The sequence below is a fragment of the Variovorax atrisoli genome (assembly GCF_014195185.1).
Classification (GTDB): Bacteria; Pseudomonadota; Gammaproteobacteria; order Burkholderiales; family Burkholderiaceae_C; genus Variovorax; species Variovorax atrisoli.
The window spans coordinates 157,985-170,808 of sequence record NZ_JACIBG010000005.1; the positions used below are offsets into that span (position 1 = coordinate 157,985).

General features: G+C 69.0%; 14 protein-coding genes. 11 read left to right on the forward strand and 3 right to left on the reverse strand.

Features of this window, described 5'->3' with window-relative positions; genetic code table 11:
• Window positions 1–268: 268 nt before the first annotated feature.
• The 4 genes from FHY06_RS18555 (at window position 269) to gloA2 (ending at window position 3,153) form a co-directional block, all read left to right on the forward strand.
• Entirely contained in the window at window positions 269–1,372 is a 1,104-nt protein-coding gene (locus FHY06_RS18555; protein WP_126183561.1) for an alkene reductase, read from the forward strand.
• A 73-nt stretch (window positions 1,373–1,445) separates the two neighbouring features.
• Window positions 1,446–1,931 (forward strand): RidA family protein, encoded by a 486-nt coding sequence (locus FHY06_RS18560; protein ID WP_126183562.1) that lies wholly within the window; start codon window positions 1,446–1,448, stop codon window positions 1,929–1,931.
• Window positions 1,928–2,395: a GNAT family N-acetyltransferase gene (locus tag FHY06_RS18565; RefSeq protein ID WP_184605992.1), complete on the forward strand. Its 468-nt coding sequence runs from the start codon at window positions 1,928–1,930 to the stop codon at window positions 2,393–2,395. The genes FHY06_RS18560 and FHY06_RS18565 overlap by 4 nt, the downstream gene beginning before the upstream one ends.
• Window positions 2,392–3,153 (forward strand): SMU1112c/YaeR family gloxylase I-like metalloprotein, encoded by a 762-nt coding sequence (gene gloA2, locus FHY06_RS18570; protein ID WP_260310514.1) that lies wholly within the window; start codon window positions 2,392–2,394, stop codon window positions 3,151–3,153. The genes FHY06_RS18565 and gloA2 overlap by 4 nt, the downstream gene beginning before the upstream one ends.
• Window positions 3,154–3,163: 10 nt before the next feature.
• Here the strand turns inward: gloA2 and FHY06_RS18575 are convergent, their stop codons facing one another.
• Both FHY06_RS18575 and FHY06_RS18580 read right to left on the reverse strand, forming a co-directional pair.
• The gene (locus FHY06_RS18575) at window positions 3,164–4,591 is read right to left on the reverse strand and encodes a sensor histidine kinase (RefSeq protein WP_311733708.1); all 1,428 of its coding nucleotides are present in this window, start codon (window positions 4,589–4,591) and stop codon (window positions 3,164–3,166) included.
• Window positions 4,588–5,277 (reverse strand): response regulator transcription factor, encoded by a 690-nt coding sequence (locus FHY06_RS18580; protein ID WP_019653620.1) that lies wholly within the window; start codon window positions 5,275–5,277, stop codon window positions 4,588–4,590. The genes FHY06_RS18575 and FHY06_RS18580 overlap by 4 nt, the downstream gene beginning before the upstream one ends.
• A gap of 137 nt (window positions 5,278–5,414) precedes the next feature.
• Here FHY06_RS18580 and FHY06_RS18585 point away from each other — a divergent pair, with 137 nt between their 5' ends.
• The 5 genes from FHY06_RS18585 to FHY06_RS18605 are packed head-to-tail and all read left to right on the forward strand — an operon-like array spanning window position 5,415 to window position 9,592.
• The gene (locus FHY06_RS18585; protein WP_126183564.1) at window positions 5,415–6,275 is read left to right on the forward strand and encodes an alpha/beta hydrolase; all 861 of its coding nucleotides are present in this window, start codon (window positions 5,415–5,417) and stop codon (window positions 6,273–6,275) included.
• Window positions 6,276–6,309: 34 nt separating this feature from the next.
• Window positions 6,310–6,606 carry an acyl carrier protein gene (locus tag FHY06_RS18590; RefSeq protein ID WP_019653622.1) on the forward strand — a complete coding sequence of 99 codons (297 nt, stop codon included), beginning with the start codon at window positions 6,310–6,312 and terminating at the stop codon, window positions 6,604–6,606.
• Window positions 6,603–7,886, forward strand: coding sequence for a beta-ketoacyl-[acyl-carrier-protein] synthase family protein (locus FHY06_RS18595; RefSeq protein ID WP_184605993.1), 1,284 nt, complete (start codon window positions 6,603–6,605; stop codon window positions 7,884–7,886). The genes FHY06_RS18590 and FHY06_RS18595 overlap by 4 nt, the downstream gene beginning before the upstream one ends.
• Window positions 7,887–7,919: 33 nt before the next feature.
• Window positions 7,920–9,050, forward strand: a complete 1,131-nt coding sequence (locus tag FHY06_RS18600) for a sterol desaturase family protein (protein ID WP_184605994.1) — start codon at window positions 7,920–7,922, stop codon at window positions 9,048–9,050.
• Window positions 9,051–9,073: 23 nt separating this feature from the next.
• Window positions 9,074–9,592 carry a GNAT family N-acetyltransferase gene (locus FHY06_RS18605; protein WP_240649977.1) on the forward strand — a complete coding sequence of 173 codons (519 nt, stop codon included), beginning with the start codon at window positions 9,074–9,076 and terminating at the stop codon, window positions 9,590–9,592.
• A 24-nt stretch (window positions 9,593–9,616) separates the two neighbouring features.
• Here the strand turns inward: FHY06_RS18605 and FHY06_RS18610 are convergent, their stop codons facing one another.
• Complete coding sequence (locus FHY06_RS18610) at window positions 9,617–11,869, reverse strand: heavy metal translocating P-type ATPase (RefSeq protein ID WP_184605995.1); 2,253 nt, start codon at window positions 11,867–11,869, stop codon at window positions 9,617–9,619.
• 174 nt (window positions 11,870–12,043) lie between these two features.
• Here FHY06_RS18610 and FHY06_RS18615 point away from each other — a divergent pair, with 174 nt between their 5' ends.
• Both FHY06_RS18615 and cueR read left to right on the forward strand, forming a co-directional pair.
• Entirely contained in the window at window positions 12,044–12,238 is a 195-nt protein-coding gene (locus FHY06_RS18615) for a heavy-metal-associated domain-containing protein (protein ID WP_019653627.1), read from the forward strand.
• Window positions 12,235–12,636 (forward strand): Cu(I)-responsive transcriptional regulator, encoded by a 402-nt coding sequence (gene cueR / locus FHY06_RS18620; RefSeq protein ID WP_019653628.1) that lies wholly within the window; start codon window positions 12,235–12,237, stop codon window positions 12,634–12,636. Before FHY06_RS18615 ends, cueR begins: the two co-directional genes overlap by 4 nt.
• Window positions 12,637–12,824 lie beyond the last annotated feature (188 nt).

Sequence of the window (12,824 nt, forward strand, 5' to 3'; positions counted from 1 at the left end):
ACGCTAGGAGCGCAACGCCGAGTGGCCCGCCCTGGCTGCCCTTCCCGCAGGGTTGGTGCTCCAAGGGGCCGTCTGCGGCGTTGCCCGCGCTTGCAAGGCGAAAGCCTTGCTGCGCACGGGCGCCTTGCATCCAGCCCCTTGGAGCACCAACGCGACCCCGGAAATAGTGTGAACAGGCCCTAGCACCAATCCGTCAACCGTGCGACAGCAGGGTTGAGGCTGCGCGCTTAGCCTTGCGCCCCGTATCAACTCTGCTTTCGATCGCACGATGTCCACTCTTTTCGATCCCGTACAGGCCGGCGACCTGAAGCTCGCCAACCGCATCGTCATGGCGCCGCTCACGCGCAACCGCTCGCCGAACGCCATTCCGCCCGACATCGCCGCCACCTACTACGCCCAGCGCGCCAGCGCCGGCCTGCTCATCACCGAAGCCACCGCCATCAGCCACCAGGGCCAGGGCTACTCCGACGTGCCCGGCCTCTACGGCACCGAGCAGCTCGACAGCTGGAAGCGCGTGACCGAAGCCGTGCACGCCAAGGGCGGCAAAATCGTGGTGCAGCTGTGGCACGTGGGCCGCGTCTCGCACAACGAACTGCAACCCGATGGCGGAAAGCCCGTCGCCCCCTCGGCCATCACCGCCAAGACGAAGACCGTGCTCATCAAGGACGGCGTGCCCACCTTCGTCGACACCTCCGAGCCGCGCGCGCTCGATGCCGGCGAACTGCCGGGCATCGTCCATTCCTACGCCGTCGCCGCCCGCAGCGCGGTGGAGACGGCCGGCTTCGACGGCGTGGAGATCCACGGCGCCAACGGCTACCTGCTCGACCAGTTCCTGAAGGACGGCAGCAACAAGCGCACCGACGACTACGGCGGCAGCATCGAGAACCGCGCCCGCCTGCTGCTCGAAGTCACGCGTGCCGTGGTCGACGCCGTGGGCGGCGGCAAGACCGGCATCCGCCTGTCGCCCGTCACGCCCGCCAACGACGCCTACGACAGCGACCCGCAGCCCCTCTTCACCTACGTGGTGAAGCAGCTCGCGACGCTCAATCTGGCCTACATCCACATCATCGAAGGCGCCACCGGCGGCCCGCGTGAGATCGAGGACCGCCCCTTCGACTACGAAGCCCTCAAGGCCGCATACCGCGAGGCCGGCGGCAAGGCCGCTTGGATGGTCAACAACGGCTACGACCGTCCGCTCGCCGAAGAGGCACTGAAGGAAGGCGACGACCTCGTGGCCTTCGGCAAGCCCTTCATCTCCAACCCCGACCTCGTGCGCCGCCTGCGCGAGAACGCACCGCTGAACCCGCTCGACAAGGCCACGATGTACGGCGGCGGCGCGAAAGGCTACACGGACTATCCGACGCTGGCCTGAGCCCGAAGCCGCAGCGAGGGCCATGGCAAGATGGCGGACGCTTCGTGTCCGCCATCCCAAGGAGAGAAATGCCATGGCCCGCATCGAGCAACGACTGGCCGCGCTCGGCCTCGTTCTTCCGCCCGCAGTGACGCCGCCTCCCGGCGTCGTGCTGCCCTTCCAGTTCGTGCGCGTCGTCGGCAGGCGCGCACTCATCTCGGGCCACGGCCCGCTCAACGCCGACGGCACCATCGCCGCGCCGCTGGGCAAGCTGGGCCGCGAGCTGAGCGTGGAACAGGGCTACACCGCCGCGCGTCTCACCGCGCTTGCGATGCTCGGCAGCCTGCAGCGCGCGCTTGGCGACCTCGACCGCATCACCGCGTGGACGCGGGTGTTCGGCATGGTCGCGAGCGCTCCGGGCTTCGACAGGCAGCCGGCCGTCATCAACGGCTTCTCCGATCTCATCCTCGAAATCTTCGGGCCCGACGTCGGCGCGCATTCGCGCAGCGCGGTGGGCATGGCGGAGCTGCCTTTCAACATCCCCGTGGAGATCGAAGGCGAGGTGGAGTTCGACGCATGAGCGCCGTGCCATGGACCTTGCGGCGCGCGGACATCACCGATGCCCCGGCCATCGGCGAATGCGCTGTGGAAGCCTTTCGCCACTACATTCCGCGCCTCGGCCTCACGCCTATTCCGATGACGAAGGACTACGGCGCGGCGATCGCCAACGCGCAGGTCTGGGTCGCGCAGCAGCAGGAGCGAATCGTCGCCGCGCTGGTGCTCGACGTCACCGACGAAGGCTTCCTGATCGACGTGATCGCGGTGCGCCCCGCGCAGCAGGGCACCGGCGTGGGCCGCGCATTGCTCGAGCTCGCGGAGCACGAAGCGCTGCGGCAGGGCCACGACTCGGTCTACCTCTTCACCAACGAGAAGATGACCGAGAACCGCGCACTGTACGAACGCATCGGCTACGTCGAGTACAAGCGACTCGCCTTCGCCGAGCGCACGCGCGTCTTTCTTCGCAAGCAACTGAGAAAGCGATGACCACGATGCAGCTCGAACGCATCCATCACGTCGCCGTCATCTGTTCAAACTACGCGATATCGAAGCGCTTCTACACCGAGGTGCTCGGGCTGCGAGTGATCGCGGAAAACTACCGCGCAGCCCGCGATTCCTACAAGCTCGACCTCGCCCTGCCCGACGGCTCGCAGATCGAACTCTTCTCCTTCCCCGACGCACCCGCGCGGCCGACCCGCCCCGAAGCGCAGGGCCTGCGGCACCTGTCCTTCGAAGTGCACGACGTGCAGGCCGCCGCCGCCGAACTCGCGGCGCAGGGCATCGCCGTGGAGCCCTTGCGCATCGACGAATACACGGGCCGGCGCTTCACCTTCTTCGCCGACCCCGACGGCCTGCCGCTCGAACTCTACGAAGCCGCACCAGGCAAGGACCTCGAGGCGCTGCTGCTGGAGCTAGAGAGCGCGCTGCTCCTGCGCGAGGTGCGTGCGAGCGCCGCCCGGCTTGAGGAACTGCTCGACGACGACTTCCACGAGCTCGGCGTCTCGGGCACGGTGTGGACGCGTGCCGCCATCGTGGAGGCGCTGCGCGACGAGGCGTTTTCCGAACGCACGATCTCGGACTTCCGCGTGAAGCGCATGGCACCCGACGTGGCGCTGGTCACCTACCGTGCGCATCGCGAAGCCATTCCCGATCGTCCTGCTGCGGACTCGCTTCGCAGCTCGCTGTGGAAACTGCGCGCCGGCCGCTGGCGCATGGCCTTCCACCAGGGCACGCCGCTGGCCTGAGCGCCGCAGTTCAGGCCACTTCGCCGAACGCCACGCTGACACGCAGCCCCGTGGGCTCGGCGGCTTCGAGCCGCAGCTCCGCGCCCAGCAGTTCGGCGTAGCGCGAGACGATCGACAGGCCAAGCCCGGAGCCCTGGCCCAGCTTCTCTCCCGCCGGGCCTTGCGCCCACCGCTGCATCAGGTCGCGCTGTGCTTCCAGCGGAATGCCCGGGCCGTCGTCGATCACGCTCAGCGTATGGCCAGCGAGTTCGACCGTGATGGTGCGCCCGCCGTAGCGCAGCGCGTTGTCGATCAGGTTGTCGAGGATGCCTTCGACCAGCGCCTCGTTGGCGTTCACGATCACGCCGTCGTCGAGGCCGCGCGCGCCCAGGTCGACACCGCGCGCATCGGCACGCGCCAGGTGCCGCAGCACCGTCTGCTCGGCCAGCACGTCGAGGCGCACCGGCACGCGCTTGAGCTCTGTGCGCGCCTCCTCGGCCAGTGCGAGCGCCAGCAGCTGGTCGATGAGGTGGCTGGCGCGCGCCTGGCGCTCCGACACCCGCTCGAGCTGCTCGCGCCATACCTTGGTGTCGTGCTGGGCCAGGCCGTATTCGGCCAGCGCGCGAATGCCCGCAAGCGGCGTGCGAAGCTCATGCGCCACGTTGCCCACGAACTCGCGCTGCGCCTGCACGCTGTTGCCCAGCCGCTCGAACAGCGAATTGACCGCATTGCCCAGGCGCTGGATCTCGCGCGAGGTCTGCACCACCGGCACCGGGGAAAGATCGCGCACGTCGCGCCGGTCGAGCGCGCGCTGCAGGTCGCCCAGTGGCCGCAGGTCGCTGCGGATGCCATGCCAGAGCCATACCGCGAGCAGGATCAGCAGCACGATCTGCGGCGCGAGCGCATAGCCCAGCAGCTGCCGCACCAGCGCGGTTCGGCTCAGCGTGGTCTGCGCAATGATCACGCGGTAGGGCATGCTGATGTCGGGCTCGGCGTCGTGCTCGAGCACCACCGCACGCAGCGTGCTGCCTTCGTAGTTCACGTCGGAGAAGCGGTAGCGCGAGCCGTCCACCGGCTGCGGCGCCTGCAGGCCCGCCTGGCCCGAGATCAGCGAGCCGTCGAGCCGCTGCACCGCGAAGTACACCTTGTCGACCTGGTCGAAGAGCACGGTGGCCACCTCGCGCGGAGAGAGCATCAGCTCGATGCCGCGCTCGCCGGCCTGCACGTTGGCCGACAGCGCATAGGCGTCGTCGAGCATGCCGCGGTCGAAGGCCTGTTCGGAGAAGTAGTTGGCGATGACCAGCGCGATGACCGCGCCGACCATCCACGTGAGCGCCAGCGGCACCAGCACGTTACGCAGCACGCGCTGCGTGAGCGACGGCGCGCGCACCGCAGCCGTCTGCGATTCGGCGATGGTCTGTTGCTGCTGCCCGTTCACGCGCGGACCGGCGTCGATCACACCTCGGCTTCGAGCAGGTAGCCGATGCCGCGCAGCGTGCGGATGCTCGCGCCCGTGCCCTGCAGCTTCTTGCGCAGGCGGGAGATGAAGGCCTCCAGCGCGTTGTCGCCGAGCGATTCGTCGAAGCTCGAGAGCTTGTCGGACAGCGCACGCTTGCTCACCGTGCGCCCCGGCGGGCTCATGAGCTCCCACAGCACCTCGAACTCGCGCGCGGGCAGGTCGAGCGGGCCGTTCGCAGTGGAGAAGCGGCGCGCCTTGCGGTCGAGCTTGAGCTGGCCCAGCAGCACGATGTCTTCCGTGCCCTTGGCGCGGCGCACCAGCGCGCGCAGGCGGGCTTCGACCTCGGCCAGGTCGAAGGGCTTGCCGAGGTAGTCGTCGGCACCTGCGTCGAGGCCGGCGATGCGTTCCTCGGTTCGCCCGCGCGCCGTGAGCACGAGCACCGGTGTGCGGTCGCCGCGCGCACGCGCCTGCCGCAGCGCCGTGAGGCCGCTTGCAAGGCCGCTGGTAGGGCTCGCTGTGGCGGGCAGGTTGAGATCGAGCAGCACTGCGTCGAAGGGCTGCACGCGCCACAGGTGATCGGCGTCTTCGACGTTGGTGGAAACGTCGACGCGATGGCCTGCATCGGCAAGGCTGCGCACCATCACATCGCGCAGAACGGTGTCGTCTTCGACAAGCAGAATTCGCATGGTCTCTGAATGGTTGGGGGTAATCTGCCTTGCGAACGACGGGTCAGCGGCCGGTCAGTCGCTCCAAGCGATAAACGCAGCATGAGCATACGACAGCACGATGAATCACGGGCCATTTTCATGGCCCGAACCACACGATGAGTGCGCGCGAACCCTCCGATCTGCTGAGCCTGGTTCCTCCCGAGGTGCAAGGCACCGCGGTGGTCCTGCTGCATGGTTTATGCAGCACGCCTGACGAGTTGCTGACCGTACAGTCGGCGCTGCGCAGCCGGGGCTATCCGGTCTATCCGCTTTCGATCGAGGGCTACTCGTTCGACCCCAGCGCACCGCTGCAGCACGCGGCGCCCTACGAACGCTGGCTCGACACGATCCAGGCGCAGGTGAAGTCGCTGCGCGAGCGCCACGACCGCGTGATGCTCATCGGCATCTCGGCCGGCTCCTCGCTGGCCCTGGGCGCGGCCATCCGCTGCGGCAGTGACGTCGACGCGCTGGTGCTCATGTCGACCACGCTGCGGTTCGACGGCTGGGCCATTCCGCGCACGCAGTTCCTGCTGCCGCTGGCCTTCTACACGCCGCTGGGCCGGCTCTGGCAATACCGCGAGCGCCCGCCCTACGGCGTCAAGAACGAACGCGTGCGCGCCTGGATCGAGCGCGAGTTGCGCCACCGCAAGATCTCGCGCGCTGGCAGCTCGGTCATCGGGGTGGGCCACCTGCGCGAGCACGACCGGCTCATCCGTCACGTGCGCCGCAACCTCGAGCGCGTGCAGTGCCACAACGTGCTCGCGCTGCATGCCCAGCAGGACGAGGTGGCCAGCGTGGCCAACCTGGGCATCCTCGCGCGCGGCCTTCGCTGCCGCGCATTCCGTGCCGTCGTGGTGGCCAACAGCTACCACATGATCACGATCGACAACGATCGTCAACAGGTCGTGAGCGAAACAGTGTCATTCGTCGAAGCGGTGGCGCATGGCACGATGCCCGAGCATCCGCTGTACGCCTGACAACCCCGATCACGCCCGAAAGGAAAGCATCTCCATGTCTTCTTCCGATCTCTTCTCGCCCACCTTCAACACCATCGCCGCGATCCTGCGTGACGACTTCCGCGTCGACCCCGCGGCCGTCTCGCCGGCCACCGCGCTGACCGACCTCGGCCTCGACTCGCTCGCGCTGATGGAGTTCGTCTTCGCGGTCGAGGACGCCTTCCACCTGCGCATTCCCGAGGAGCGCCTCGATCCGCGCGAAGCCGGCATCACGCTGCAGCGCCTGTGCGAAGTGATCGACGCGGAGAGCGCGGGCGACGTCGCTGCGCAGCCCGCCGAAGCAACGGCATGAGCAGCGGCGCAGCGCATTCCGTGCTCGCGGCCTCGGCCGCGCGCGCCGCATCGGCCCCCGTGCGCGTGAGCGGCATCGGCTTCGTCACGCCCATCGGCCGCACCGTGGAGGCCTTCGACGAAGCGCTCTTCGCGGGCCGCTCTGCCGTGCGCGCGCAGACGCTGGAGATCAAGGGCATGGACCCGATGTCGCTGGCCGTCGCGGCCTGCGACTTCGACTCGAACGGCATTCGCAGCACCTCTCGCCTGCCGCTGGACCGCGGCACCGCGATGGCGCTCACCGCCGCGCAGGACGCCGCTGCCGAAGCGAAGCTCGACCTCGAATCCATCGACCGCGACCGCCTCGGCATCTTCTGGGGCTGCGGCCTGGCGGGAGCCGGCAGCTTCGACAACACCACCAGCGCGCTCTACGGCGAGCAGCGCCGCATGCGCCCGACCACAGTGCTCACCGTGATGCCCAACGCCGCCGTGGCGGAGCTCGCGCTGCACTTCGGCGCGCGCGGCTCGGCCATCGCCTACGCCTGTGCCTGCGCCTCCTCGGCGGTGGCCATCGGCGAGGCGATGCGCGCCATCCGCGGCGGCTGGATCGACGTCGCCATCGTCGGCGGCCACGACGCCATGCTCACGCCCGGCGTGATGGCCAGCTGGCACGCCATGCGCGTGATGGCGCCGCCGCCGGCCGATGCGCCGTCGACCGCCTGCCGCCCCTTCTCGGGCGACCGCGCGGGCTTCGCCATCGGCGAGGGCGCGGCCGCGCTGGTGCTCGAATCGGAAGCGCACGCCGCTGCGCGCGGCGCGGAAGCCGCGCCCTTCGTGCTCGCGGGCTACGCCACCAACTGCGACGGCACGCACATCACCAACCCCGACACCGCAGGCCAGGTGCGCGTGATGCGCGCCGCGCTGCGCGACGCGGGCATCGAGGCTTCCGAGATCGGCCACATCAACGCACACGGCACGGCCACCTCGGCCGGCGATGCAGCCGAGGCCGCATCGATCCGCGAGGTGTTCGGCAACACCGTGCCGGTGAGCGCCACCAAGGCCATCCACGGCCACGTGCTCGGCGGCGGCGGTGCGATCGAGCTCGTCGCGGCGCTGCGCGCGCTGGCGCGCGAGACGCTGCCGCCCATCGCCAACCTGCAGACGCCCGATGCGGCGTTCGATCTCGACTTCGTGCAGGGCGAGGCCCGTGAAGCCAAGGGCATGCGCTATGCGCTGTCGAATTCCTTCGCCTTTGGCGGCACCAACGCAGTCATCGTGGCCGGCCGCGCGTCCGATCGCTGAAGATTCGCTGAACGCTTCCTGAAAAATCGCGCGGTGCATCGGCTGGTCGTTTTCGTGGTGCCGGTGTTCGCGCTGCTCATGGCGTGCGAGTTCGCCTGGGGCTGGCTGAAGCGGCGCAACACCTACCGCTTCGGCGACACAATCGGCAGCCTGAGCCAGGGCCTGCTGAGCCAGGCGCTCGCGGTGTGCACGCAGCTGTTCCAGATCGGCCTGTACGCCATGGCCTATCCGATGGTCGCGATCTGGACGCGGCCCGCCTTCTGGGACAGCGCCATGGGCTGGATCGCCGCGGTGCTGCTGTTCGACTTCTTCGACTACTGGCTGCATCGCGCTGGGCACAGGTCGGCCGTGTTCTGGGCCGCGCACTCGGTGCACCACCAGAGCCAGCACTTCAACTTCTCCACCGCGCTGCGGCAGGAAAGCACGGTCGCATTCCTAGGCTGGGCCTTCTACCTGCCGATGGCCGTCATCGGCGTGCCGCCGGAGCAGTTCGGCCTCGCGGGGCTGATCGTGCTGGTCTACCAGTTCTGGATCCACACCGAGCACATCGGCAAGCTGGGCTGGTTCGACCGCGTGTTCTCCTCGCCCTCGAACCATCGCGTGCATCACGCGGTGAACGACCGCTACATCGACCGCAACTACGGCGGCATGCTGGTGGTGTGGGACCGCATGTTCGGCACCTTCGCCGAAGAGACCGAACGCTGCGTCTACGGCACGCGCAAGGCGCTCGCGAGCTTCGACCCGATGCGCGCGATCCTCGGTCCCTACGTGCCGCTGCTGCGCGATGCCTGGCACACGAAACGCTGGCGGGACAAGATCGCCGTGTGGTTCAAGCCGCCGGGCTGGCGGCCGGCCGACGTGGCGGCGCGCTTCCCTGAAGCCGCGTTCTCGTTGGAAGAAGCGATGCACATCCACGCTCCCGCGCTCACGCGAGCGCAGGTCGCCTCGGCCGCCCTCCACTTCGCATGCTGGGTCGGCGTGACGCTGGCCTTTCTCTGGCGCGCGGACGATCTCGCATTCCACACCGGGCTGACGCTTCTCGCGCTCTCGGTCGGCGGCTTCTGGTCCATCGGCGCGGTGCTCGATTCGCGGCTTCGCCTGCGATGGGCCTGGTGCGCGCAGGCGATGCTTCTGGCGGTCTCGGCGGTGCTGCTCGCCAGCTGAACGGTATCGCGGCGCCGCTCGCTATGCTCGGCGCCTTCATCGTTGCGGGGCACCCCATCATGCGCAGGCCGGCCACTCCCGAAGACATCGACACCGTCTTCGCCCTCTACATGCACGAGAAGGTCGTGCCCTACCTGGGCTACGACCCGATGCCGCTGGAAGACTTCAGGCCGATCTACAGGCAGCTGCTCGACGGCGGCGACTTCTTCATCTACGAACGCGACGGTCGCATCGCCGGCTTCTACCGCGCATCGCGCTACACGGGCCGCGTGCGGCACGTGGCCGGACTCGGCACGCTCGCGGTCGACCCCGCGCTGCATGGCCAGGGCATCGCGATGGCGATGGTCACGGACGCGATCGAGCGGCTCAAGTCGGAGGGCGTCAAGCGCATCGAGCTCATCGTGGAGAGCGACAACGCACCTGCGCTGCGCTTCTACGAAAAGCTCGGCTTCGAACGCGAGGGCACGCTGCGCAGGTTCTACAAGCGCGCCTCGGATGCACAGGCCATCGACGACCACATCATGGCGCTGCTGTTCGACTGAGCGTGAGCGCCGGACGCGACAAGCTCAGGGCTTCCAGCGCCGCAGCAGCAGCGCATTGGCCATCACGCTGACGCTCGACAGCGCCATCGCCGCACCGGCCACCACCGGGCTCAGCAGCCCGAAGGCGGCGAGCGGAATGCCGGCCACGTTGTAGGCGAAGGCCCAGAACAGGTTCTGGCGGATCTTCGCCACCGTGCGGCCCGAGAGTTCGAAGGCCTGCGCCACCAGCGCGAGATCGCCGCGCATCAGCGTGATGCCCGCGGCTTCCATCGCCACGTCGGTACCGCCGCCCGAAGGCGCCATCGCGATACCGACATCGGCCGCCGCGAGCGCGGGCGCGTCGTTGGCACCGTCGCCGACCATCGCGACCACGTGTCCGTTGCTTCGAAGAGCGCTGACCTGCGCGGCCTTGTCGGCCGGCAGCACGTCGGCGCGGACGTCTTCCGCCGCGATGCCCAGCCTTGCCGCCATCGCCTGCGCCGCACGCAGGTTGTCGCCGGAAATCATCGCCACGCGCAGCCCGCGCGCACGCAGCGTGCGAATGGCTTCGGCCGCCTGCGGCTTGGGTTCGTCGGCGAATGCAAGCAGGGCCTGCACATGCGCGGCGCCGGCTTCGTCGAAGCGCAGCAGTGCGGAGACGGTCGCGCCCTGGGACTGCAGGCGCTCGACTTCCGCGCCGTCGGGCATCGCGTCGAGCTCGCGGCACCAGCGCAGGCTGGCGATGGCCCATTGGACGCCCTCGACCTCGCCGCGCACGCCGCGTCCCGGCGATGCCTGCATCGCGCCCAGCGCGGGCACCTGCAGGTTGCGCTGCGCTGCTGCTGAAAGCACGGCCTTCGCCAACGGATGCTCGCTGCCGCCTTGCAGGCTCGCGGCGGTGGCCAGCAGCCTGTCTTGCGAGGCCGCAGCGCCGGCCACGGGAACCAGCGCGGTAAGCACGGGGCGGCCGATGGTCAGCGTGCCGGTCTTGTCGAAAGCGACAGTGTCGACGCGGTGCGCGATCTCGAGCGCGCGCGCATCCTTGATGAGCACGCCATGCCGCGCCGCTACGCCAGTCCCCGCCATCACCGCAACCGGCGTCGCGAGGCCCAGCGCACACGGGCAGGCGATGACGAGCACAGCCACCGCATGGATCAGCGCGGTCTCGATGCCCGCGCCCGACACCATCCAGCCCGCGAACGTGGCCAGCGCGATCAGCAGCACCACCGGCACGAACACAGCGGCGACCTTGTCCACCAGCCGCTGGATCGGCGCCTTCGCGGCCTGCGCGTCTTCCACCAGGCGGATGATGCGCGCCAGCACGCTTTCGGCGCCGACCGCGCGCACCTCGACGACCATACGGCCGTCGCCGTTCACCGCGCCGCCGGTCAGCCCATCGCCCGGGCCCTTGGCCACCGGCAGCGGTTCGCCTGTGAGCATCGATTCGTCGACTTCGGAATGCCCCTCGACCACCTTCGCATCGGCAGGTACGCGCTCGCCGGGCCGTACCGCGAGGCGGTCGCCCACCATCACCTCGGCCAGCGGCACATCGCTTTCCTTGCCGCGGGCGTCGAGCAGATGCGCCACCTCGGGCCGCAGTTGCTGCAGCGCGCGGATCGCCGACGTGGCCTGGCGCTTGGCGCGCGCCTCCAGCCACTTGCCCAGCAGCACCAGCGTGATCACCACCGCCGAGGCCTCGAAGTACAGGTGCGGCACCATGCCGTGGCCGGCATGCTCGCCGCCGACGGCGCGCCACCAGAGCCACAGCGAGAGCCCGAAGGCAGCGCTGGTGCCGAGCGCCACCAGCAGGTCCATGTTGCCGGTGCGCGCCTTCAGCGCATGCCAGCCCGCGCGGTAGAACCGCGCACCCAGCCAGAACTGCACTGGCGCGGCAAGCAGCAACTGGAGCCACGGCGGCAGCATCCAGTCGAGCCCGAAGAGATCGCCCAGCATCGGCGCCATCAGCGGAATCGACAGCGCGAGTCCGATCGCCACGGGCGCGAAGCCGGCCCAGGGGGAAAGCGTCGCCTCGTCGGCAGCACTGTCCACGGTACGGGGCTCATAACCGGCGGCACGCACTGCGCGGCGCAGTCGGGCGTCCATGCCCTCGATGCCCTCCCCGCCGCCAGTCACCACGCGGGCGGATTCGGTCGCCAGATTCACGCTCACGTCCTGCACGCCGGGCACGTTCTTCAGCGCACGCTCGACGCGCATCACGCACGAGGCGCAGGTCATGCCGCCGACGGACAGGTCGAGCGTGGCGGTGGGGATCTGCGGGAGATGCTGAACTTTTTCCATGGCCCGAGGCTAAGGCCTCACACCATGTCAAGGTCAAGGGTGCAGTTCCAGAACCCATTCCCTGGACATTGACATCGTGGGAAGGTTCAAACTTCGGGTCATGCGGTCGCCTGATCGGTCGGATGGCCGCTTTCCTTCGTCATCATCATCAATCACCCTCAAAGGAGCAACACGATGAGCCAGAAATTCCAGGTCACGGGCATGAGCTGCGGCCACTGCGTGAACGCAGTGCAGAACGCGGTACAGACGGTGGATCCCGAGGCGCAGGTCACGGTCGATCTGGAAACGGGCCATGTCGACGTGCTGAGCGAACAGCCGCGCAAGGACATCGTGGCCGCCATCGAGAACGCGGGGTACGCGGTTCAATGACGACGGGCCCGGTCAGCATCGGCGAAGCGGCGCAGCGTTCGGGCGTGTCGGCCCGCATGGTCCGCCACTACGAGAGCCTGGGCCTGCTGCCGGCGGTGGCGCGCACCGAGAGCGGCTACCGCCAGTACGGAGAGGCCGACATCCACACGCTGCGCTTCATCAAGCGCTCGCGCGACCTGGGCTTCTCGATGGAAGAGATCGCCGAGCTGGTCGGCCTGTGGAACAACCGGCGCCGGGCCAGCTCGAGCGTGAAGCGCATCGCCGAGAAGCACCTGGGCGAACTGGAGCAGCGCATCGCCGACATGCAGTCCATGCGCAGCACGCTGGCGCACCTGGTGCACTGCTGCCACGGCGACTCGCGGCCCGAATGCCCGATCCTGGACGACTTGGCGAACTAGGGCCTGCTCACACTGTTTCCGGGGTCGCGAAGGGCAGCCAGGGCGGGCCAATCAAGGCGCGCGACGACGCGTGCGCATGCGCACACGCTAGGAGTGCAACGCCGAGTGGCGCGAGCTGGCTGCCCTTCCCGCAGGGTTCGTGCCCCAAGGGGCACCAACGCGACCCCGGAAACAGTGTGAGCAGGCCC